Origin of the sequence: Vulgatibacter sp., assembly GCF_041687135.1 — a bacterium.
Taxonomy (GTDB): domain Bacteria; phylum Myxococcota; class Myxococcia; order Myxococcales; family Vulgatibacteraceae; genus JAWLCN01.
Window position 1 is genome coordinate 518,454 of sequence record NZ_JAWLCN010000003.1, and the last position, 20,504, is coordinate 538,957.

19 protein-coding genes, 2 pseudogenes and 1 riboswitch are annotated in these 20,504 nt (G+C 72.2%); of the genes and pseudogenes, 15 read left to right on the top strand and 6 right to left on the bottom strand.

Going from position 1 to position 20,504, the window contains the following annotated elements; genetic code table 11:
- Window positions 1-2,271, bottom strand: a complete 2,271-nt coding sequence (locus ACESMR_RS09680) for a DUF1588 domain-containing protein (RefSeq protein WP_373046856.1) — start codon at window positions 2,269-2,271, stop codon at window positions 1-3.
- Window positions 2,272-2,503: 232 nt separating this feature from the next.
- Between ACESMR_RS09680 and ACESMR_RS09685 the strand changes: the two genes are divergently transcribed.
- From ACESMR_RS09685 to ACESMR_RS09710, 6 genes are all read left to right on the top strand, one after another.
- The gene (locus ACESMR_RS09685) at window positions 2,504-3,658 is read left to right on the top strand and encodes a hypothetical protein (protein ID WP_373046857.1); all 1,155 of its coding nucleotides are present in this window, start codon (window positions 2,504-2,506) and stop codon (window positions 3,656-3,658) included.
- On the top strand, window positions 3,658-5,334 hold the full coding sequence (locus tag ACESMR_RS09690; protein ID WP_373046858.1) for a hypothetical protein: 1,677 nt from the start codon (window positions 3,658-3,660) through the stop codon (window positions 5,332-5,334). The genes ACESMR_RS09685 and ACESMR_RS09690 overlap by 1 nt, the downstream gene beginning before the upstream one ends.
- 17 nt (window positions 5,335-5,351) lie before the next feature.
- Complete coding sequence (locus ACESMR_RS09695) at window positions 5,352-6,617, top strand: DUF1501 domain-containing protein (RefSeq protein WP_373046859.1); 1,266 nt, start codon at window positions 5,352-5,354, stop codon at window positions 6,615-6,617.
- Entirely contained in the window at window positions 6,610-6,981 is a 372-nt protein-coding gene (locus ACESMR_RS09700; RefSeq protein WP_373046860.1) for a hypothetical protein, read from the top strand. Before ACESMR_RS09695 ends, ACESMR_RS09700 begins: the two co-directional genes overlap by 8 nt.
- Before the next feature lie 125 nt (window positions 6,982-7,106).
- Window positions 7,107-8,975 carry a thrombospondin type 3 repeat-containing protein gene (locus ACESMR_RS09705; protein WP_373046861.1) on the top strand — a complete coding sequence of 623 codons (1,869 nt, stop codon included), beginning with the start codon at window positions 7,107-7,109 and terminating at the stop codon, window positions 8,973-8,975.
- Between the two features lie 37 nt (window positions 8,976-9,012).
- Complete coding sequence (locus ACESMR_RS09710; RefSeq protein ID WP_373046862.1) at window positions 9,013-9,462, top strand: hypothetical protein; 450 nt, start codon at window positions 9,013-9,015, stop codon at window positions 9,460-9,462.
- Here ACESMR_RS09710 and ric read toward each other — a convergent pair whose 3' ends face one another.
- From ric to ACESMR_RS09725, 3 genes are all read right to left on the bottom strand, one after another.
- Window positions 9,463-10,134, bottom strand: a complete 672-nt coding sequence (gene ric / locus ACESMR_RS09715; protein WP_373046863.1) for an iron-sulfur cluster repair di-iron protein — start codon at window positions 10,132-10,134, stop codon at window positions 9,463-9,465. It abuts the gene before it with no gap.
- Between the two features lie 82 nt (window positions 10,135-10,216).
- The gene (locus ACESMR_RS09720) at window positions 10,217-10,699 is read right to left on the bottom strand and encodes a pyridoxamine 5'-phosphate oxidase family protein (RefSeq protein ID WP_373046864.1); all 483 of its coding nucleotides are present in this window, start codon (window positions 10,697-10,699) and stop codon (window positions 10,217-10,219) included.
- A gap of 28 nt (window positions 10,700-10,727) precedes the next feature.
- Window positions 10,728-11,762 (bottom strand): YbhN family protein, encoded by a 1,035-nt coding sequence (locus ACESMR_RS09725; RefSeq protein ID WP_373046865.1) that lies wholly within the window; start codon window positions 11,760-11,762, stop codon window positions 10,728-10,730.
- 141 nt (window positions 11,763-11,903) lie between these two features.
- Between ACESMR_RS09725 and ACESMR_RS09730 the strand changes: the two genes are divergently transcribed.
- From ACESMR_RS09730 to ACESMR_RS09770, 9 genes and pseudogenes are all read left to right on the top strand, one after another.
- Window positions 11,904-12,791 carry a serine aminopeptidase domain-containing protein gene (locus ACESMR_RS09730; protein ID WP_373046866.1) on the top strand — a complete coding sequence of 296 codons (888 nt, stop codon included), beginning with the start codon at window positions 11,904-11,906 and terminating at the stop codon, window positions 12,789-12,791.
- A 7-nt stretch (window positions 12,792-12,798) separates the two neighbouring features.
- A riboswitch (guanidine-III (ykkC-III) riboswitch) is annotated at window positions 12,799-12,863 on the top strand.
- 10 nt (window positions 12,864-12,873) lie between these two features.
- Window positions 12,874-13,191, top strand: coding sequence for a DMT family transporter (locus ACESMR_RS09735; protein ID WP_373047110.1), 318 nt, complete (start codon window positions 12,874-12,876; stop codon window positions 13,189-13,191).
- 82 nt (window positions 13,192-13,273) lie between these two features.
- Window positions 13,274-13,837 carry a sigma-70 family RNA polymerase sigma factor gene (locus ACESMR_RS09740; RefSeq protein ID WP_373046867.1) on the top strand — a complete coding sequence of 188 codons (564 nt, stop codon included), beginning with the start codon at window positions 13,274-13,276 and terminating at the stop codon, window positions 13,835-13,837.
- A gap of 75 nt (window positions 13,838-13,912) precedes the next feature.
- A pseudogene (locus tag ACESMR_RS09745) lies at window positions 13,913-14,134 on the top strand (RAD55 family ATPase); the annotation flags it as partial.
- Between the two features lie 76 nt (window positions 14,135-14,210).
- Window positions 14,211-15,302 (top strand): ATPase domain-containing protein, encoded by a 1,092-nt coding sequence (locus tag ACESMR_RS09750; RefSeq protein ID WP_373046868.1) that lies wholly within the window; start codon window positions 14,211-14,213, stop codon window positions 15,300-15,302.
- Window positions 15,299-15,517: a hypothetical protein gene (locus tag ACESMR_RS09755; protein ID WP_373046869.1), complete on the top strand. Its 219-nt coding sequence runs from the start codon at window positions 15,299-15,301 to the stop codon at window positions 15,515-15,517. Before ACESMR_RS09750 ends, ACESMR_RS09755 begins: the two co-directional genes overlap by 4 nt.
- Window positions 15,514-15,804 (top strand): annotated as a pseudogene (locus ACESMR_RS09760) (RsbRD N-terminal domain-containing protein); the annotation flags it as partial. The gene ACESMR_RS09755 and the pseudogene ACESMR_RS09760, both read left to right, overlap by 4 nt.
- 40 nt (window positions 15,805-15,844) lie before the next feature.
- Complete coding sequence (locus ACESMR_RS09765; RefSeq protein WP_373047111.1) at window positions 15,845-16,363, top strand: sensor histidine kinase; 519 nt, start codon at window positions 15,845-15,847, stop codon at window positions 16,361-16,363.
- 50 nt (window positions 16,364-16,413) lie between these two features.
- On the top strand, window positions 16,414-17,670 hold the full coding sequence (locus ACESMR_RS09770) for a multicopper oxidase family protein (RefSeq protein WP_373047112.1): 1,257 nt from the start codon (window positions 16,414-16,416) through the stop codon (window positions 17,668-17,670).
- 34 nt (window positions 17,671-17,704) lie between these two features.
- On the opposite strand, the gene ACESMR_RS09775 is transcribed toward ACESMR_RS09770, so the two are convergent.
- On the bottom strand, window positions 17,705-19,021 hold the full coding sequence (locus tag ACESMR_RS09775; protein WP_373046870.1) for a sigma-54-dependent transcriptional regulator: 1,317 nt from the start codon (window positions 19,019-19,021) through the stop codon (window positions 17,705-17,707).
- Window positions 19,021-20,289: a sensor histidine kinase gene (locus ACESMR_RS09780; protein WP_373046871.1), complete on the bottom strand. Its 1,269-nt coding sequence runs from the start codon at window positions 20,287-20,289 to the stop codon at window positions 19,021-19,023. Before ACESMR_RS09780 ends, ACESMR_RS09775 begins: the two co-directional genes overlap by 1 nt.
- Window positions 20,290-20,504 lie beyond the last annotated feature (215 nt).

Here is a 20,504-nt window from a genome sequence, read left to right on the forward strand (position 1 = left end):
TCACTCGTACAGGAAGCGGTAGTCGAGCAGCAGGTAGGTCATCACGGCCATCCACGCCCGGGCGGTGTAGTTGGCGTCGCGCTCCACGCGCAGCGCCTCGGGGAGCTCCTCGCCCGAGTAGAAATCGGTGCGGGCGCGGCAGCTCCACTGGAGGTACTGGTCGAGGGTGCCAGCGGCGATGCCCGCCTTGCCCTCCTTCCACGTCTCGTAGAAGAGCTGCCAGGTCCGCTCCAGCTCCGGGTCGCCGGGGTAGAGGATCTCGCCGAGCACGTGCCGGTGCAGGTGGGCGATGTTGGCGCGGATCGCCTCCTCCGCGCCGGGGACCTCGAAGCCGTTCTCGTCCTCGGGCTCGTAGGAGAGTTCGACCGCCGGGAAGAGGCGCCGGTCCGCCGCGTCGAGGACGAAGTCCCGCGGCACGGCCCTGCAGGCCATCTCGTTGGCCATGCGGGCGCCGACGTTGGCCATCACGCCGTTGGGCGCGGTGATCCGATCGACGATCGAGTCGGAGTCGATGCCGCCGTAGAAGATCCGGTACTGGTTCACGTCCGCCAGGAAGCCGACGCCGTCGCCGCCGGAATTCCACGGATAGCCGGTGACCGCCTCGATCTTCCGGTCGAGCATCTCGGGGGTGAGGAAGCGCGCGGGGCCGAGATCGGCGAAACGCTCCGCATTCTTCGTCCCCTCCTCCACGTTCTCGGCCCGGTAGTAGGGGCCGAGGACGAGGCGCTTCACCACGGTCTTGAAGTCGTAGCCGTCCGCGACGAAATCCTCGCCGACCCTGGTGAAGAAATCGTTCTGGGTCTCGTAGGCCTCCTGCCGCGCCGCTGCGTCCGGCGCGCCGGGATCCTGCGGCGGCGCCAGCGGCGCCCTGCCGGTGAGCATCGTCCAGGTGTTCTGCACCGTGGCGGTGACGAAGAGCGGGTCGGCGACGATCGCCTCGGCGAGCCAGCGCAGGCTCTCCCCGCGGCGATCGTTGGGGACGGTGGCCTCGCCGTAGCCCGGCGGCCGCATGTCGCTGTGCCACCCCTCCTCGGGCGCCCGGTAGCGTCCCCGGGCGTCCCAATTCATGAAGGCGCCCGCCACCGGATCCATCGGCCCGTGGCAGACGGTGCACTCGGGGTTGTTCATCGTGGGGTTGTGCCCCTCGATGGTGGTGGAATCCACCGGCCGCTCGGCGAGCTTGAGGATGTCGGTGGCGAGAAAGAAGCGGAAGACCATCCGCGCCCGGTGCCGGTTGCGGTTGGTTGCCGTGGTGGGGAAGCGGTTCAGGAACATGTGGGAGGTGAGCACGCCGGCGTGCTCCATCCCCTGCACCTTCGCCTCCTTCCACTCGCTCGCGTCGGTCTCGTCGGCGAAGGAGAGGTCGAGGCCGTAGGTCTTCGCCGAGAAGGGGTTCACCAGCCGGTAGTCGGCGGTGAGGATCTCGGTGAAGGGCCGGTCGTTGCGGATCACGTGGGAGACGAGCCGCACCGCCTCCCGGGCCACCGCGCGGTTGGACAGGTCGCGGAGGCGGCGCACCTCGGCCTCGTCGACGACCGTCCCCTCCGGCGGCTGGTACCAGGTGCGGGTGGGGTAGTCGGCGGTGTCGAGGAGATCGATGGCGCGGCTGCCGGGCAGGTAGCGATCGGTGAGGAAGAGATCGTTCCACGCCTCCTCCACCCGCTCGTAGAAGGCCTCCTCCACCATCATCTCGTCGAGGATGGTGGAGAGCGCCTCCTCCCCGCCGTCCTCGACCCGGGCCTCCTCCTCCGGCGTCGGGAGCCGCCCCACCAGCGAGAGGCTCGCCTTGCGCAGCGTCTCGGCGGCGCCTTTGGTGGTGAGCCCGGCGAGACCGTCGCCGTTGCCCTGGTCGCCGCAATCGACCGGCGTGCGGAAGCGGGAGACGAGCTCCTCGAGGGCCTCGTACTTCTCGTCGCCCGTCTGGATCTGCACCCCGCCGCCGTGCTCGATCTGCGCGGAGGGCTTGAGGAGCAGGACGGAGGTGCCGCCCACCTCGACCCGGGCGATGTTCTTCACCGTCTCCAGGTTGATGCGCAGGTAGTCCGGCACCGTCGAGGGCTGGAGGACCAGATCGCTGTCGCGGGCGGTGCCCTGCGCGTTGTGGCAGGCGTAGCACTGCTGGCCCATGAAGGGCTGCCAGACCTGCTGCGAGAAGAATTTGTCGGTGGGGACGCAGCTCGAGGCGTCCTCGGCCTTCGACGCCTCCTCGGAGGAACCGCAGGCGGTCGCGGAGGCGACGAGTGCGGCGAGCAGCGGCAAACGCCAGCGCATGGGTGGCTCCTTCTTCTCTCGAGCAGCCTTGGGAGAATTTGGAAGCTAACACGACCTCTCGGGGGGCAGGCAAGAAAGCGGGCGCCTGGCGCTCTTTGCACACATGGTGCGCCCACGGCGGCGGCGGCGAGGAACGAGCAAAGCTTGGTAGGGTGGCTTTTCCCCTTTGCCCCGCCGGCCGTGTCGATCTCCCGGCGAGACCGACGCTTCGCTTCATGTCCCGGGAGATCCGATGCCCAGAACCCTGCGGCTGCTCGTGCCCCTGCTGCTCCTCTGCGCCGCCTGCGGTGGCGAGGAGGGGGCGGACGAGCAGGAACCTGTGCTCTCCCGCTGCTTCGGCGTGATCTGCGCCACCGGCCAGGTGTGCGATCCGGCGACCGGCGACTGCGTCGCCGATCCCGATCGCGCCTGCGCTGCAGACCCCGATTGCGACGACGAGACGATGCGCTGCGCCGACGGGGTCTGCGTGTCGAAGTGCCGCGACGTGGTCTGCGACTTCGACGCGGGCCAGGTGTGCGAGCCCGGCACCGGCAACTGCGTCGGCGGCAGCACCTGCGGCAGCACCGCCGATTGCACCGGCGGCAAGCTCTGCGAGAGCGGGATCTGCGTCGGCGCCCGTTTCGCGCGCTGCGAGGGCGGGCAGGCCTGCGCCGCAGGGCTCTCGTGCGTGGGCAACGGCATGATCGCGCTCTGCACCGAGGCCTGCGCCGCTGCAGCCGATTGCCAGATCAGCGATCGCTGCGCCGACGAGAGCGCCGGCGCCTTCGCCGGCCACTGCCTGCCGAACCTCTGCAGGCCCGGCGGCGACCTCTACGGCTTCTACCAGGACGCGCAATTCATGGGCCCCTGCGACGCCGCCGGCGCCGGCGACGGGATCTGCGTCGGCCCCACCGCAGGTGGCGACGAGCCGAGCGGCATCTGCATGGGGCGCGGCGCTGCGCAGGCCGGCGCCTCGTGCAGGAGCGACGCGACCCACGGCGAGCCGGCCGCCTGCGATGGCGGCCTCTGCGCAGGCGCCGAGGACGACGGCATCGGCAATTGCCTGCCCTGGTGCACGCTCTTCGACGGCGAGAGCTGCCCCACCCTCGGCACGATCGCCACCGCCTGTTATCCGATCTGGGGCATGGGCGGCGCCTGTATCCCCACCGTCGCCAGCCCGGCTGCGCCGGGCGAGCGCTGCAACCAGGTGGGCGCGCAGCTCGCCTGTGTGGAGGAGAGCCTCTGCGTGCCGGAGGACGGCGCTGCAGGCGCCGCGTCGATCTGCGAGCCGCTCTGCGACGTGGAGGCCGCCGCCGGTGCTGCCGGCGCCTGCGCCGCGGGGAGCTGCACCCAGGTGGGCGAGAGCCCGCGGCTCGGCATCTGCGTCGGCGAAGCGGAGGGCGCGTGATGCGACGCCTCGGCCTGCTGGCGCTCCCGCTCCTCTTCACCGCCTGCGCGGAGGAGGCGGCACCGGCCGCACCCGCGGCGCAGGTGATCCCGCTCACGCCCACCGAGCACCTGGTCCGCGCCGCGATGGCCCTCACCGGCACGAGGCCGCCGCTCGCCGCGCTGCAGGTTGTCGCCGCGGATCCCGCCGCGCTGGAGCCTTCGATCGATCGCCTCCTCGAGATGCAGCAATTCGGCGAGACGATCCGAGATCTGCACAACGACGCGCTGCTGATGCGCTTCGATCTGCAGCTCCTGCCCCACGTCGACGACCTCGCCGAGCGCGGCTACACGCGGGCGGAGGTGAACCGCTCGGTGATGGAGGAGCCGCTCCGGCTGATCGAGCAGGTGGTGGTCGAGGACCGGCCCTACACCGAGATCGTCACCACCGGCACCACCATGGCCGACCAGGTGGTGGCAGATGTCTGGGGCCTCGACTACGACGAGGGCGCCGGCGGCTGGCAGGAGCTCCCCTGGGAGGACGGCAGGCCCGCAGCGGGGATCCTCTCCACCTCGGCGCTCTGGTACCGCCACCGCTCCGCTGGTTTCAACCTCCACCGGGAGCGGGCCAACCTCGTCTCCAAGGCGCTCCTCTGCTGGGACTTCCTCGCCAGGGAGCTGCCCATCGACGGGAGCATCGACCTCTCCGATCCGAAGGCGGTGGCCCACGCGGTGGTGATCAACGAGGACTGCGCCTCCTGCCACGTCACCCTCGATCCGCTGGCGGGCTATTTCTCCAGCTTCCGCCCCTTCCTCCTCGAGCAGCTGATCACGAGCTACCCGGTCGCGATGTACCAGCCCGAGAACGCCGACGAGTGGATCGAGACCACCGGCAGGCCTCCCGGCTATTTCGGCGACCAGGGCGGCGACGTGGCGGCGCTCGGGCGCAAGATCGCCGCCGATCCGCGCTTCAGCCTCTGCGCCGCCAGGCGCTTCTACGGCTACCTCGCCGGCGTCGATCCCGCCTCCGTCTCGATCGAGATCCTCGCGCCGCTCCAGCAGCGCTTCGTGGAGAGCGGCTTCTCGGCCAAAGCGCTGGCCCGGGCGGTGGTGCTCTCCGAGGCCTTCCGCGCCTCGCACGCAACGGACGAGGCGAGCGCAGCGGCGCTGCCCGGCTACAAGAAGGCCAGGCCCGAGCAGCTCGCCAGGCTCTTCGCCGATCTCACGGGTTTTCGCTGGGAGGCGACGATCCCCTTCGAGCTGGACGGCGCTCCCTTCGGCAAGGTCGATCTCGCCAGCAGCGATCTATTCGGCTTCCGCTCGCTGGCAGGCGGCATCGACAGCTACTACGTCACCACGCCGACCCGGACGATGAGCACCTCGGCGAGTCTCTTCCTCCGCCGCTACGCCGCGCGGGCAGCGGGCCACGTGGTGGAGGCGGACTTCGCCGCTGCAGCCGATGCGCGCAAGCTGCTCCGCAGGGTGGAGGCGGAGACCAGCGACGAGGCTTCGGTGCGGGCGCAGCTGGTGGACCTGCACCTGCGGCTCTACGGCGAGGTGCTCGAGCCGGGCGACGTGCCGATCACCGAGAGCTGGTCGATCTTCCGCGGCGTGCTCCAGCGCACGGGCGACGTGCGCCACGCCTGGAAGACGCTCCTCACCGCGATGCTCCAGGACCTGAAGATCGCCTACTACTGACCCGCGGGAGATCGACGATGAAACGCAGAGATTTCCTCCTCGGCGGCGCCGCCCTCCTGGCGGGCGCCACCCTTCCCCTGGGCGATCGCCTGGCCAGGGCGATCGCGCCCGCAGGCGGGCGCAACCTCCTCATCGTCCTCGCCGCCGGTGGCTGGGACGTGACCTGGGCCCTCGATCCGAAGCCCGGCGTGCCGACGGTCGACGCGCCGGGCGGCGAGGTGCGGCGCTTCGGTGAATCACCGATCCTGATCGACCCGAGCCGCCCGGCGATCGAGGCCTTCTTCGAGCGGCACGGCCCACTCACCGCGGTCGTCTCCGGGGTGCAGGTGCGCAGCGTGGCCCACCCCACCTGCCGCCGCCGCATCCTCACCGGAAGCGCCTCCACCGAGGCCCCCGACGTCGGCGCCGCGGTGGCCCACGCGCTGGGGCGCGAGCTCCCGCTGCCCTACCTCGTCCTCGGCGACACCGCCTTCCCGGGCCCCCTCGCCGCGAGCAGCGGCAGGGTCGGCACCACCAACCAGCTCCAGGCGCTCCTCGATCCGCAGGCCGACTTCTCCGACGGTTCGACGGGATCGCGCTTCGTCCCGGACGCTGCCGACGAGGACCTGGTGCGCAGATGGCTCGAGGCCCGGAGCGAGCGGGCGCTGGCCACCAGGGCGCAGCGCGGCGCCAACCGGGATCGGGTGATCGACTACCTCGAGTCGCTGGAGCGGGGCGAGGCGCTCAAGGCCCACGCCGGCGCCTTCGGTGAGCGGGGGATCACCCTGGGGCTCGAGCAGCAGATCGGCGTGGCCCTCGACGCCATCGCCGGCGACGTGGCCCACAGCGTGCTCCTCGACACGCGCTTCCCCTGGGACAGCCACGCGAACAACGCGGTGCAGGGCGTGCTCCACGAGCTGCTCTTCGCCGGCCTCGGCACCCTGGTCGACGAGCTGGTGGCGCGCCCGGGTCGGGCGAGCGGGGCACGGATGATCGACGAGACGGTGGTGCTGGTGGTCTCGGAGATGAGCCGGACGCCGCGCTTCAACGTCACCGCCGGCAAGGACCACTGGCCTTTCACCTCGGCGATGGTGATCGGCGGCGGCGTCGCCGGCGGCAGGACCTACGGCGGCACCGACGACAGGCTCGAGGGGCAGCAGATCGATCTGGCCACCGGCGCCGTCGAGCCTGGCGGGGTCTCGCTCCTCGCCGAGAACCTGGTGGCAGGCGTGCTCGAGCTCGTCGGCGTCGAACCTTCCATCTGGCTGCACGGCGTGCAGCCGCTGCGAGCCCTCCATGCGTAGGTGGCTTCTGGTGGTGGCGGTTGCCCTCGCCGCCTGCGGCGGGGAGGAGGAGGGCCCGGCGAGCGAATGGAGCTCGCTCCAGGAGCGGCCCTGTCCCGAGGGCAGCGTGCTCGACTGGGAGAATTTCGGCGCGCCCTTCCTCCAGAATTGGTGCACCGGCTGCCACAGCGCCGACGTCGCGGGCCCCGCCCGTTACGGCGCGCCGCCAGGGATCGATCTCGAGACCCCCGCCTCCGCCCGCCACCACGCAGCGCGGATCTGGGCGCGGGCGGCGGACGGCAACGAGACGATGCCGCCGGCGGGCGGCCCCGGCGCCGAGGAGCGGCGCCTCCTCGGCGAGTGGCTCGCCTGCGGCGCTCCCTGATCGCACCGCTGTCAAGAGGGAAGTTCGATCACTGTTCTCCCGCCCGCCCGGTGTGGAAGAAGCACGCCGACTGCCGCCCCGGGGGGGCTGGCACCGCGGCCTGATCGCCGCGAGGGGGAACAGGGATGCGTGCAGCGATTCTGGTGGCGGTGCTCGCCGCGGGGCTGGTGGCCTGTGGTGGTGACGACGGCGGCGGCACCGGCGCGAGCGGCGGCAGCGGCGGGACCGGTGGCGCGGGCGGCACGGGTGGCGCTGGTGGAACCGGCGGCACCGGCGGCTCGGGTGGCACCGGCGGAAGCGGCGGCGCTGCCTGCGACGACGCCGACGGCGACACCGTCTGCGACGACGAGGACACCTGCCCCGCTGGCGACGACCGCATCGATCACGACGACGACGGCATCGCGGACGCCTGCGACAATTGCCCCGCGATCCCGAACCTCGACCAGGCCGACAGCGACGGCGCTGCGGCGGTGGCGATCGACTACGCCCCGCTTCCCGTGGGCGACGACGCCGTCGTGCTCTACGATGCCGCCGCCCAGGTTCCAGCGCTCGGCGCCGAGGACCCCGGCTTCGAGATCGGCTTCCCCTTCGTCTTCTTCGGCGAGGAGAAGGAGCGCTTCTGGTTCCGCGGCGCCGTGGTCACCTTCGACCTCGAGAGCGCCTGGGCCAGCTGGCGGCCCCAGCCGATCCCCTATGCTCTCGACAGCCTCGCAGCCAACGGCCTCGTCGCCGCTGCGTGGACCGGGATCACCGAGACGGAGACCAGCCTCGTCACCAGCGAGCTCGTCGGCGAGGCGCCCGATCGCCGGCAGGTGATCACCTTCCAGAACTTCGAGCGTGAGGCCTTCTACGACAGGCACTTCGGCGCCACCGGCGTGGCGGAGACCGCGCCCCTCTTCGCCCAGGTCGTCCTCCACGAGGACGGCGCCATCGAGATCCACACCGACGCGCCGATGCCGGCGGGTGTGGATCCGGCGGATTGGGAGATCACCCGCGGCGTCGAGCGGTCCGACGGCCTGCTGGGCCTCACCCTCCCCGGCGAGAACTTCGAGGCGGTGGCGCTGGTGGAGAGCGCCGCCCGCTACACCACCGGCGGCGCCTTCGACGGCATCGGCGACGCCTGCGCCAACCGCTGCGCCGACGCGGATGGCGACGGCGCCTGCGACGAGGCCGACCTCTGCCCCGGCGAGGACGACGGCGCGGACGCCGACGACGACGGGATCCCCGACTGCCTCGACGCCTGCCCCGCCGACGCGCAGAACGACGAGGACGGCGACGGGGTCTGCGGCGACGTGGACGCCTGCCCGGGCTTCGACGACGCGGCGGACGCGGACGGCGACGGCTTCGCCGACGGCTGCGACCTCTGCCCCGGGACCGACGACCGGATCGACTTCGACTTCGACGGCTACGGCGACGCCTGCGACGCCTGCCTCGGCGACGACGGCAGCGGCGACGCCGACGCCGACGGCGTCTGCGACACGAGCGACGCCTGCGCCGACTTCGACGATCTCGACCCGGGCTGCAACTACCTGCGCTACCGCGGCGGCATGGGCGGCGGCGCCGCGGGCCCCTTCGCCTGCCCCGCCGGCAGCTCCGCGGTGGGCGTCGAGGTGGCGCGCCTCTGGGGCTACGTCGGTGGCGTGAAGCTGATCTGCGCGGACGCGAGCGGCAACGAACTCGCCGAGCGGCCGGGCCAGTTCGGCGGCGAGGTGGGGCCGAGCGCGCCGGTCCACGTCTACCGCTGCGACGAGGGCGGGGTGGACGGCGTGGTCGTGGGGCAGTTCGCCAGGGAGCAGGGCTACCTGGTGGACTTCGGCGTGATCTGCGCGCCCCGGGCCGGCGGCGCCTCGTGGGCGCTCCACCACCCCGACTTCAACGTCTGGATCGCCCCCTGGTACGACCTCTGCGCCGCCTCCGGCGAGGTGGTCACCTCGCTGAAGCTGCGGCTCGGGTCCTGGGCGGACGGCGCGCAGCTCGGCTGCAGCGCGCTCTGAAACGGGATCGGGGCGGCGCCGTGGTAGAAGCCACGCCATGGCTGACAAGCGCCGCTTCGATCTCTTCGCCCAGCTCCTCGTGGAGCGCTTCCCCGACGCCCGGCGGGTCTACGACATCGCCGGTGGGATGGGCCGCCTCAACGAGGCGCTCGTGAAGCTCGGCCGCGAGGCGACCACCTTCGACGTGCGCCACAAGCACCTGCCGGTGCGCTTCGCCGAGCGGATCTTCACCCTCGACGAGCCCTGCGAGGCGGATCTGGTGGTGGGCATGCACCCCGACGGCGCCACCCGCGTCATCGTCGAATACGCCGGGCGCCACCGCATCCCCTTCGCGGTGGTGCCCTGCTGCTCCGACAACGGGATGCCCTACAAGCCGTGGATGCGCCACCTCGCCGAGCTCGGGCGGGAGCAGGGCCTCGAGGTGGCGGAGGCCGTGCTGCCGATGGACGGTCGCGCCCGGGTGATCCTCGGCAAACCCGCCGCCTGATCAGATGAAGCGCGGCAGGAGCACGTGGTTCTCGAGGTGCACGTGGCGGAGCACGTCGCCCTCGAGATCCCCCAACTCCGCGAAGAGCGTGCGGTAGCTGCTGCAGCCCCAGGCCGGCGCCTCGTAGTCGTCGGTGAGCTGGCGAAGCCGCTCGAGGCGGCTGCCCACCTCCAGATGTTCGGCCTGCATCTGCTCCAGCTCCGCCGCGACGAAGGCCGGGTCCCGCGCCTCGCGGACGAGGGCCGGGAAGAGCTCCTGCTCCTCCTCCTCTAGATGGACGAGGAGCAGATCGTGGAGCTCCACCACCAGGTCCCGGATCTCGACGAGGCGCGGCTCCTTCACCCCGTGGACCCGCGCCACCTTGGTGGCCAGCGGCACGAGCCAGGGCAGCGCCTTGCGCAGGTAGCCGTGGTGGCGATCGACGATCCGCGCGATCAGCGCGTCGGTGCCGAGCTCGCGGACGTCCCCGTCCGTTCCGTCGCCGCTCCGCTCGGCGAGCGCCTCCTCGAGAGCAGCCCAGATCGCCGCTGGGTCGAGCGCCTTCTTCGCGCAGATCTCGTCGACGGTGACGTTGCCGCCGCAGCAGAAGTCGATGCGGTTGGCCTGGAAGACCCGGGCGCTGGCCGGGTGGTCGAGGACGATCCGGGCGATGGTGGCGGTACGGTCGATCATGGCGGGTATGCCTCCTTGCCGCGGATCGATTGCATCCCCCCTGCCAACGCTTTTCGTCACCACCGCGGAACGGATCGTCCCATCACGAGACACGACGCCCCGAGCGCGCCGCGCCGAAATCGACCTCCGCCCGGAAGCCGAAGCCCCTGGCGTTGTCGAGATAGCGGGCCCACCGCGGCCGGAAGACGTAGAGCGCGCTGCGGGCGATCGCTCCCTCGAAGGAGGCGGGCAGCGCGAAGCGCTCGCGGTAGCGCGCGAGCACGCCGGCGCGCTCGGCCTCGTCCCCGACGACCGCCGCTTCGCCCTCGAGCTGCGCCCCGCGGATCGCCTCCCAATCGAAGGTCCGCGCGAAGATCGAGACCGCCACCTGCGGCGTGGCTGCGAGGGCCACGCTGTGCCGGCTCGTCGGCGCGGAGAGCCAGTAGAGCGTCCCGTCCGCCCCGGGCACGTAGAAGAGCGGCGCGGAGAGGACGCCCGCCTCCTCCCCCGCAGTGGAGAGGACGAGCGTGCTCTCCGCGTCGAGGAGCTCCTGCAGGAGCCGCCGTGCTTCCGTCTCGGGCATCATGCCGCCGCTTCTACGGCGGATCGGTCCCCTACCGCCAGCTCTCCCGGCGGGCGTAGAAGGCGCCGGGGGCCAGCGGGAGCCAGAGGCTGAAGCCGCGGAAGAGGAGCGTGGCGGTGAGCGCCGCAGGGCCGGGGACGCCGAGGAGGGTGAGCGACGCCACCGTGCCCGCCTCGAAGATGCCGACGCCTGCAGGGACGAAGCCCAGCGAGCCCGCGAGGAAGCCGAGGAGGAAACTCGCGTAGGCCACCGGCAGCGAGGCCTCGATGCCCACCGCGTGGAGCATCGCCCAGAGCGTGGCGCCGTCGAGGACGAAGATCACGAATTGCCAGGCGGTGCTCTCGAGCAGCATGCCGCGATCCCGGCCCACCGCCGGGGCGACGCGGGTCATCGAGTCGATGGTGGGGCGGGCCTTCTTCAGCAGGCGCGTGCGGAGGAGGTATTGGGGCAGCCGCCGCTCCCGGTGGCGCAGCCCCCAGAGCAAAAGGCCCGGCACGAGGAGGAAGATCAGGGCGAGGCCGCTGGCGGCGCCGAGGATCACGCGGGGCACCTTGTCGGCGACCCACCAGGCGATGCCCACCGCAGCTGCCAGGGCCACGGCGTAGGCGAAGTAATAGGAGACGAGGCGAGCGAGGAGGCCGACCATCGACCCGTCGCGGCTCACGCCCCGCTTCTCCATCGAGCGCATCACCAGCACGGTGCCGCCGACGCCGCCGCCGGGAACGAATTGATCGACGAAGAACTTCGCCAGGGCGAGTCGGGTGACGGTCCCGATGCGGAGGTTCCGCTCGCTGGGGAGGCGCGCCAGCACCCGCTGCCAGACGATGCCGTCCACCGGGTAGGTGAAGACCTGCAGCGCCGCCGCCACCAGCAGCCACCAGGGCTGGGCGTTCTGCAGGATGGCGAGGAACTCGGCCCCCTCGCTGCGGTTCGCCACCAGCCAGGCGAGGCCGAGGAGCACCACCACGCCGAAGAAGACGCGCCAGAAGAGCGAGCCGCCTTTCCTGGCATCGGTGTCCCGCCGCCGCTCGCCTGCACCGTTCACGCACTCGGCTCCGCTGCTCACCAGGCCTCCACCACCTCCGCCCCCGATGCTCCTCCCTGAGGGTGGGCACCCCGTGCACGGAGCGGTGAGTCCCTCCGCCCCTCCCGGGTAGGGCGGGATCCTGCGCTCCCGCGCGGGTGGCCGATGCGCTACCGATGGGGGATGAGCGTCTCCACCCGCCCGATCCGTTTCTCCGCCGCCGACGGCTACGAGCTGGCAGGCGAGCTCTTCCTCCCGCCGGGGCGCCCGGTGGGGCAGGTGCTGGTGGCTGCGGCGATGGGCGTCCCCCGGCGCTACTACGGCCCCTTCGCCACCTTCCTCGCGGAGGCGGGGCTGCAGACCCTCGCCTTCGACTACCGCGGCATCGGCGGCTCCGCCCCACCCCGGCTCCGGGGCTTTCCCGCACGCCTCGAGGACTGGGCCACCCTCGACCTCCCCGCAGCAGCGGCGGAGCTGCGCCGCCACGGCGACGCGCCGCTCTTCTGGCTGGGGCACAGCGTCGGCGGCCAGCTCTTCGGGCTCACCGAGGGCCTCGACGTACGGGGCGCGCTCTTCGTCGCCAGCCAGAGCGGCTATTGGCGCAATTGGGAGACGCCCCGGGGCAGGCTCGCCATCTTCGCCTTCTTCTGGGGCCTCGTCCCCGCTCTCACCCTGCTGCTGGGCAAGCTGCCGATGCGCCTGCTCGGGCAGGGCGAGGATCTTCCCGCAGGGGTGGCGCGCCAATGGGCGGCCTGGGGCCGCGACCCCGACTACGTCCTCGGCCACGCCCGCCGCACCCGCGGGCTCGAGCACTTCGACTACCGGGGCCCGATGCGCTTCTATGCAATCGCGGACGACCCCTATGCCCCGCCGCGCACGGTGGAGCGGCTCCACGGCTTCTTCCCCCATGCAGCAGGCGAGCTCCGCGTGGTCGAGCCGGCAGCGCTGGGCGTCCCGCGGATCGGCCATTTCGGCCCGTTCCGCCCCACCTTCCGCGAGACGCTCTGGCCCGAGCTCCGCAGTTTCTTCCTCTCGCGCGCCGGGGTGGAAATCGAGGCGGCGGTCCGGTAGTTGGCCCCATTGCCGGCAACGGAGCCGGCCCGGACGAGACGCGCCGTACCCGGAAAGCGAAGACGACGCAGCGAGGTCTCCCCTGTCCTGGTTGCTTCTCGTCGTCGCCGGCCTGCTCGAGGTCGGCTGGTCCCTCGGCCTGAAGTGGAGCGACGGCTTCAGCAGGCCCCTCCCCACCCTCTTCACCATCGTCGCCCTGGTGGCGAGCATGGGCCTGCTCGGCCTCGCGGCGAAGCAGCTGCCCATCGGCACCGCCTACGGCGTCTGGGTGGGGATCGGCGCCCTCGGCGCCGCCATCGGCGGGATCGTCATCTTCGGCGAGCCCGCCTCCGCCGGCAGGCTCTTCTTCCTCGGCCTGCTCCTCGTCTCCATCGTGGGGCTGAAGGTGACCTCCGGCTGATGCAGCGATTGTTCCTGTAATGCCGGTGCCGGTCCTGCGTCAGCCGCTGTCACGGGTCCGGACCGCCAGATAGGATTCCCCCATGAACGAGCACGACATCGAACTCCCCACCAGCCGCCCGGTCATCGACACCCTCGTCGCGGGGCACCGCGAGTTCCTCTCCTTCCTCGAGCGGCGGGTCGGCGACCGCGCCCTGGCCGAGGACATCCTCCAGGAGGCCTTCGTCCGCAGCATCGGCAAGGCCGAGGATCTGCGCAGCGAGGAGTCGGTCCGCGCCTGGTTCTACCGGACGCTCCGCAACGCGGTGGTCGACCACTACCGGCGGCGCGGCACCTCCGAGAAGGCCCTCGAGCGCGTGGCCGCGGAGATGGACGAGGCGGTGGAGCCGGACGCGGAGCTGGCCAGCGCCGTCTGCGGCTGCATCGCGCGCCTCGCCGACACGCTGAAGCCGGAGTACGCGGAGGCGATCAAGCGGGTCGAGGTGGAGGGACTGGCGGTCAAGGAATTCGCCGAGACGGCGGGGATCACCGCCAACAACGCGGCGGTGCGGGTGCACCGGGCCCGGGAGGCGCTGCGCAAGCGGGTGGTCACCTCCTGCGGCAGCTGCGCCAGCCACGGCTGCCTCGACTGCACCTGCAAGCCCTGAGGCGGGGGCTGCGCGCAACGCGGCGCAGCAGCAAATTCGAGTGCCGCGGCAGCGCGTAGGCGCCGGGAGCACTCGATGGACGATACCTCGCGGGAGATCCCCCGGATCTCCAGCGGCACTCCCCACCTCGACAAGATCCTCGCCGGCGGCTGGATCCGCGGCGGCATCTACGCCGTGGTCGGCGCGCCGGGCACCGGCAAGACCACCCTCGGCAACGAGTTCGCCTTCGCGGCAGCGAAACGGGGCGAGAAGGCGGTCTTCGTCACCATGCTGGCGGAGTCCCACGACCGCATGCTGCTGCATCTGCGCTCGCTCGACTTCTTCGACCCGGCGCAGGTCGGCAAGGGGCTCTTCTTCTACAGCGGCGCATCCCTTGCTGCGGGACGGCGGCCTCGACGCCCTCCTCAGCTTCCTCGGCAAGCTGGTCCGCGAGCACGATGCCCGGGTGCTGATCGTCGACGGGCTGCCGGTGCTCGAGGAGGCGGCCCCCTCCGGGATCATCCTCCGCTCCTTCCTGCAGGGCCTCGCGGTCCGGATGACGATGCACGACTGCACGGCCCTTCTCCTCGGATCCAGGTCCGGCGCCGGGAACGACGTGGCCCTGGCGATGGCGGACGGCATCCTCGTGCTGAGCGCCGAGCTGCGGGGCCTCAAGGCGATCCGCAGCCTCGAGCTGCTCAAATTTCGCGGCAGCGAGCACCTGCAGGGCAAGCACACCTTCCGGATCAACCACGCCGGCCTGCAGATCTACCCGCGCTGGGAGGCGCAGCACGCCACCAACTCCGCGGTGGTCGCCGACCCGGACGATCGGGTGAGCTCGGGCATCCCCAGCCTCGACCAGATGTGCGGCGGCGGCCTGATCCGGAATGCGTCGACGATGCTCCTCGGCAGCCCGGGCAGCGGCAAGACCCTCATCGGCCTCAACTTCCTGGCGGACGGCGCGCGGCGGGGCGAAAAGGCGCTCTACTTCGGCTTCGCCGAGGGACGGGAGCAGCTGGTCCGGAAGTCCCGCGGCGTGGGTCTCGATCTCCAGCCGCCCGTCGACGCGGGCCTGCTGCGGATGGAGTCGCGGGCGCCGGTGGAGACCCTGCCCGACGGCGTGGCCCAGGAGCTCCTCGAGATCGTCGAGAAGGAGGGCTGCGATCGCCAACGTGCTACGGGATCACCACGTCACCGTGGTGGCGAGCCTGCAGGTCAACGCGATGATCGGGCCCGAGCTCCACGCGCCGGTGCAGGGCGTGGAGGCCATCACCGACAACCTCCTCCTCCGCTATTCCGAGCTGGAGGGCAGGCTGCTTCGCGTCCTCACGGTCCTGAAGATGGCGACAGCGACAACGATCCGAACCTCCGCATCCTCGAGATCAGCGACGAGGGGCTCGCGGTGGGCGACAGCTTCCGCTCCGTGGCGGCGGTGGCGACCGGACAGCCGCCCCGTGCATCCGCAAAGGGCGGTGGCAGGAGATGAGCCGCATCCTCGTGGTGGAGGACGAGGAGACCCTCGCCGGCACGCTCTACGAGCTCCTCTCCGAGGAGGGCTACGAGGTGCCGGTGCTCATCGTCACCTCGGCCCATCCCGGCGCGGTCGGCACGCACCCCGGCGCGAAGCTGCTGCAGAAGCCGCTGCACCTCGACGCCCTGCTCGGCGCGGTCCGCGAGCAACTCGCGAGGAGTGATACGTGAGCGAAGCCCTCGCGGATCTGCTCCGCAGCCAGCACGAGGAGATCCTCGCGCGCTGGAAACGGCTCGCGAGGGCTGCGAGCGAAGCGGCTGCCCGGCTCCCCGACGAGGAGGTGGTGAACGAGCTGCCGCTGATCCTCGACGAGCTCGCCGGGCGCATCGACGAGGGGGTGCCCCATCTCGTCCGGCTGCAGCCGCTGGTCCACACCACGGGCCACGCGCTCCACCGCCGCAGCCGTGCCTTCCGGCTCGCCGACCTCGTCCAGGAATTCGCCCTGCTGCGGCGGGTGCTCGTCGAGATCGCCGAGGAGCACGGCGCGGCCGAGCGAGATGCACTCGGGCTCCTGCACGGCGGCATCGATCAGGCGATCGCCGGCGCCGTCCGACCTCGACGATCTCGCCGCGCAGACCGTCGAAGAGGTCTGCCTCGCCTTTCCCGAGCGTGCGGTCCGGCTGGTCATCGGGGAGCGGGGGCTGCGCGGCCGCTACGACCCGGGACGGATCGTCCAGGTCCTCACCAACCTCACCCGCAACGCCATCGAGCATTCCCGCGCCGACACGACGGTGACGCTCACCGTGGAGCGGGTGGAGGACGAGGGCCGGGTCTCGGTCCACAACGTGGGCGAGCCGATCCCCGAGGAGCTCCGGGCTCGGCTCTTTCAGCCCTTCAGCAGCGGCGCCGGCGCGCCGAGCAGCGCGGGGAACGTCGGGCTGGGGCTCTACATCGCCTCCGAGATCGTCCGGAACCACGGCGGCAGGATCGAGGTCGAGTCCGGCGCGGAATCGGGAACGACCTTCCGCGTCGTGCTGCCCCTCGACACGGAGGCGGAGAGCCCGGCGCCGGTGTAAGCCGCCCGGGCCACCAGCGTCTGCCACCGGGGAAAGCGAGGGAGGCAGCGATGGACCCGGAGCGGATCTTCGAGCTCGAAGCACGGGAGGAGGCAGTCGAGGTGGGCGGGCGGCAGGTGCGCCTCCTCACCTACGGCGGCAGCTTTCCCGGCCCGCTCCTCGCGCTGCGCGAGGGCGAGCGGGTGCGCATCCGCTTCCGCAACGGCCTCGACGAACCGACCAACCTCCACCTCCACGGCATCCCCCTGCCGCCGGAGGTCGATGCACCCCACCGCGTGCTGCAGCCGGGCGAGAGCGCCGACTACGCCTTCCGCCTGCAGCCGGGGAGCGCCGGCACCTATTGGTACCACCCGCATCTCCACGGCCAGGTTGCACGGCAGCTTGGCGCCGGCCTCGCCGGCGCGCTGGTGGTGCGGGGGCCGGTGGACGAGACGGTACTGGCCGGCATCCCCGAGCAGACGCTGCTCCTCCACGACCTCGCCCTCGGGGCGGACGGCACGCCCCTGCCGCCCGGCGGCATCGACTGGCTCCACGGGCAGGAGGGGGATCTCGTGCTCGTGAACGGCGCGGTCGAGCCGGCCCTCCACCTGCCGGCGACGCTCTCGCGGATCCGGTTGGTCAACGCCGCCACCGCCCGCTACTTCCACCTCGATCTGCCGGGGGCCGAGCTCTTCCTGGTCGGACAGGACGGCGGGATCCTCGAGGCGCCGGTGGCGGTGGAGCGCCTCCTCCTCGCCCCCGGCGAGCGGGCCGACGTGCTCGTCCGCGCCGACGCCGGCGCCGCCCTCGTGCTGCGCGGCCTGCCCTACGCCCGCGGCGGGAAGAAGGCGGCGGCAGAAGCGCTGCCGCTCGCACGAATCGAGGTCGGCAACCTGCAGGGCCTGCCCCTGCCGGCCCGGCTGCGCGAAGTGGAGCTCCTCGAGGCGTCGACCGCCCACCGAACGCGGCGGATCACCTGGGGCGGCGCGATGCGCCCCTTGCGCTTCTTCGTGAACGGGCGGGCCTTCGACCCCCACCGCGTCGACGTGCACGCGCGGCTCGGCACCACCGAGATCTGGGAGATCCGCAATCCGATGCATCTGGATCATCCCTTCCACCTCCACACCCACGCCTTCCAGATCCTCGACCGGGACGGCGTGCCCGAGCCCTTTCGGGCCTGGCGCGACGTAGTCAACGTCCGGCCCGGCGAGGTGGTGCGGATCCTCGTCCCCTTCCGCGAGCACCCAGGGCTGACGATGTTCCACTGCCACATCGTCGAGCACGAGGACCGGGGGATGATGGCGCACCTCGAGGTGCTCGAAGGGTGACGGGGGCAGGGGGGCGCTGCGTCGTCCAGATCCTTCAGCGCCGCAGCCCGTGGCGCTTCATCTTGTCGATGAGCGTGACGCGGGTGAGGCCCAGCCGCCGCGCCGCCTCGCTCTGGTTGCCGCCGGTCTGTGCCAGCATCTCCTCGATCCGCGCCCGCTCGAAGGCGGCGACCCGTTCCCGCAGGCTTCCACCGCCGGTGCTGCCCGCCATCCGGTCGAGGGCCTCGGGACCTACCGCGCCGCCGGTGGAGAGGGCGAGGAGGCGCGCCACCGCGTTCTCGAGCTCGCGCACGTTCCCCGGCCAGTCGCGGCACTCGAGCGCCTCGATCACCTCGGGGGTGAAGTGGACGTCGTCGAGGCCGAAGCGCCGGCTCCAGCTGCGACGGAAGGCTTCGACGAGCAGGGGCACGTCCTCGCGGCGCTCGCGCAGGGGCGGCACGTGCAGCTCCACCACCGAGAGCCGGTAGAAGAGATCCTCCCGGAAGCGGCCGGCGGCGACCTCGACCCGGAGATCGCGGTGGGTGCAGGCGACGATGCGCACGTCGACGCGTTCGGTCCGCCCGGCGCCCACCGGCTGCACCTCGCCGTCCTGCGCGGCGCGGAGCAGCTTCGCCTGCAGGGCGAGCGGCAACTCGCCGATCTCGTCGAGGACCAGCGTTCCCCCGTGGGCCTGTCGAAAGAAGCCCGGCCTGGCGCCGTCGGCGCCGGTGAAGGCGCCCTTCGCGTGGCCGAAGAGCTCCGCCTCCGCCAGCTCCGCCGGGATCGCCGCGCAGTTGAAGCGGACGAGCGGCCCCTTCGTCCTGGGTCCCGCTGCGTGGAGGAGCGAGGCGACGAGCTCCTTGCCGGTCCCCGTCTCGCCCCGGACCAGGGTCGGGACGTCGCGGGCGGCGAGGAGGCGCGCCTGCGCCAGCAGCTGCCGGAACGCAGCGCTCCTGCCGACGAGGGGCCGACCGAGGATCGCCTCGACCTCGTGCTCCCGCACCGAGCTGCGCAGCCGCCGCAGCTCCGCTGCACGCTGCACCAGCAGCAGGAGCTCCTCGTTGGCGAAGGGCTTGGGCAGGTAGTGGAAGGCGCCGGCCTGCATCGCCGCCACCGCGATGCGCTCGTCGCCGCGGGCGGTGAGGAGGAGCAGGGGCAGCTCGGGCGCACGCTCGCGCACGGTGCGGAGCAGGGCCATGCCGTCCATCCCCGGCATCACCAGATCGCTCACCACCACGTCCGTCTCCTCGAGGAAGGGCAGCGCCTCCGCCGCTGCGGCACAGGCGCGGACCTCGTGGCCCGCGTCCTCGAGGACCTGCTCGATCATGAAGCGGACGCCTGCTTCGTCGTCGACCAGAAGGATCCGGGCCATCAGCACTCCAGGGGCAGTTGGACGAGGGCGGCGGTGCCGCCGCCCGGCGAAGAGTCGAAGCGCAGGGTGCCGCCGTGCTGCGCGATCACCGCGCGGGCGAGGGCGACGCCGAGGCCGGTGCCTTCGGGCCTCGTGGTGAAGAAGGGCGTGCCTGCGGCGGCGAGGGTGCGCGCATCCATCCCTGCGCCGTCGTCGCGGACCTCGAGCTCCACCAGCCCCTCGTCCCGACGGAAGCGGATCCGAACCGTGCCGCCTGCGGGCGAAGCCTCGATGGCGTTGCCCACGAGGTTGAGCAACGCCTCCTTCAGCCGCCGCGCATCCGCGCGGAGCACGAGGGGCGCGCCGTCGACGGCGAGCGCCACCGAAGCGCGGTGGGCACGGGCCTCGAGGATGGCGCAGCAGCCGTGGACCAGCTCCGCCAGGTCGAAGGGCGCAGGCTGCGGCGCAGCGAGCGGGCGGGAGAAGGAGAGGTAATCCCGGACCAGCCCCTCGATCCGCTCCACCTCCTCGCGCACCACCGCGAAGCGCCTCGCCTCCTTCTCGTCCCGCGGATCCCTGGCGAGGAGCTCCACCAGGCCCTTCACCGCTGCGAGGGGGTTCTTGATCTCGTGGGCCACCCTCGCCCCCACCGCCTCGAGGGCCTGGGCGCGCCCCTCCGTCGCGGCGACCACGGTCTCGTGGGCCTGGGCGAGGCGCTCCGCCGTGCGGGCGAGGGCGTCCGAGAGGCGGGCCACCGAGAGCCGGAGCAGCACGAGGGAGACACAGGTGAAGAGCGCGAGCAGCCAGCCGCGCTGCGGCCAGGGGATCGGCGGGAAGCGCGCCGCCAGCGGATCGGCGGCAAGGAGCGCCACCGCTGCGAAGAAGAGGACGAGGGCCACGGTGCTCTCCCGCCTGCGGCCGAAGGCGGCGAAGGCGGTGACCGAGGGGGCAAAGAGGAGGGGCAGGAAGGGGCTGCGCAGGGCGCCGCTGGCCAGGCAGGCGAGGGAGAGGCCGAGCTGGGTGGCGAGCAGCGATCGGAAGAGCGCGCCAGCCTCGATCGGCTCGCCGCGGAGGCGGAAGGCCTCCACCGCGAAGAAGGAGAACATCGCGGCGAAGCCGGCGTGGATCACGGTCCGCTGCACCGCCGGCAGCTCGGTGAACCAGAGCACCGCCAGCGCCACCGCCATCGCCGGCCCGGTGACCCAGGGGCGCAGGCGCAGGAAGGCGGCCCCCACCTCACGGAGGCGGGCTGCATGGATCGAGGGAAGGCCGTCGGTCGCCGCGGGCATGGGGAACTCATACCGCAGGCCCCCGGGAGCAGCGGAAGGGGCTGTCAGCTTTTCCGACACCCCTGTCGACGCGCCGAGCGATCCCGTCGGGCCGGATCCGGGGAAAGCGGCGCTCCCGCCGCGCTTTTGCCCGTGGCACGGGAGATGAAGTGCGCCGCGCTTCGATCTTGTCCACGCGGCCCCGCTGGTGCGGGACCCGTCGGACGGGAGGCGCG

What these genes read in the sequence shown, in the direction of transcription:
- ACESMR_RS09680 (WP_373046856.1), bottom strand. Translation starts at nt 2,271, where the DNA reads ATGCGCTGGCGTTTGCCGCTGCTCGCCGCACTCGTCGCCTCCGCGACC.
- ACESMR_RS09685 (WP_373046857.1), top strand. Translation starts at nt 2,504, where the DNA reads ATGCCCAGAACCCTGCGGCTGCTCGTGCCCCTGCTGCTCCTCTGCGCC.
- ACESMR_RS09690 (WP_373046858.1), top strand. Translation starts at nt 3,658, where the DNA reads ATGCGACGCCTCGGCCTGCTGGCGCTCCCGCTCCTCTTCACCGCCTGC.
- ACESMR_RS09695 (WP_373046859.1), top strand. Translation starts at nt 5,352, where the DNA reads ATGAAACGCAGAGATTTCCTCCTCGGCGGCGCCGCCCTCCTGGCGGGC.
- ACESMR_RS09700 (WP_373046860.1), top strand. Translation starts at nt 6,610, where the DNA reads ATGCGTAGGTGGCTTCTGGTGGTGGCGGTTGCCCTCGCCGCCTGCGGC.
- ACESMR_RS09705 (WP_373046861.1), top strand. Translation starts at nt 7,107, where the DNA reads ATGCGTGCAGCGATTCTGGTGGCGGTGCTCGCCGCGGGGCTGGTGGCC.
- ACESMR_RS09710 (WP_373046862.1), top strand. Translation starts at nt 9,013, where the DNA reads ATGGCTGACAAGCGCCGCTTCGATCTCTTCGCCCAGCTCCTCGTGGAG.
- ric (WP_373046863.1), bottom strand. Translation starts at nt 10,134, where the DNA reads ATGATCGACCGTACCGCCACCATCGCCCGGATCGTCCTCGACCACCCG.
- ACESMR_RS09720 (WP_373046864.1), bottom strand. Translation starts at nt 10,699, where the DNA reads ATGATGCCCGAGACGGAAGCACGGCGGCTCCTGCAGGAGCTCCTCGAC.
- ACESMR_RS09730 (WP_373046866.1), top strand. Translation starts at nt 11,904, where the DNA reads ATGAGCGTCTCCACCCGCCCGATCCGTTTCTCCGCCGCCGACGGCTAC.
- ACESMR_RS09740 (WP_373046867.1), top strand. Translation starts at nt 13,274, where the DNA reads ATGAACGAGCACGACATCGAACTCCCCACCAGCCGCCCGGTCATCGAC.
- ACESMR_RS09755 (WP_373046869.1), top strand. Translation starts at nt 15,299, where the DNA reads ATGAGCCGCATCCTCGTGGTGGAGGACGAGGAGACCCTCGCCGGCACG.
- ACESMR_RS09765 (WP_373047111.1), top strand. Translation starts at nt 15,845, where the DNA reads ATGCACTCGGGCTCCTGCACGGCGGCATCGATCAGGCGATCGCCGGCG.
- ACESMR_RS09770 (WP_373047112.1), top strand. Translation starts at nt 16,414, where the DNA reads ATGGACCCGGAGCGGATCTTCGAGCTCGAAGCACGGGAGGAGGCAGTC.
- ACESMR_RS09775 (WP_373046870.1), bottom strand. Translation starts at nt 19,021, where the DNA reads ATGGCCCGGATCCTTCTGGTCGACGACGAAGCAGGCGTCCGCTTCATG.
- ACESMR_RS09780 (WP_373046871.1), bottom strand. Translation starts at nt 20,289, where the DNA reads ATGCCCGCGGCGACCGACGGCCTTCCCTCGATCCATGCAGCCCGCCTC.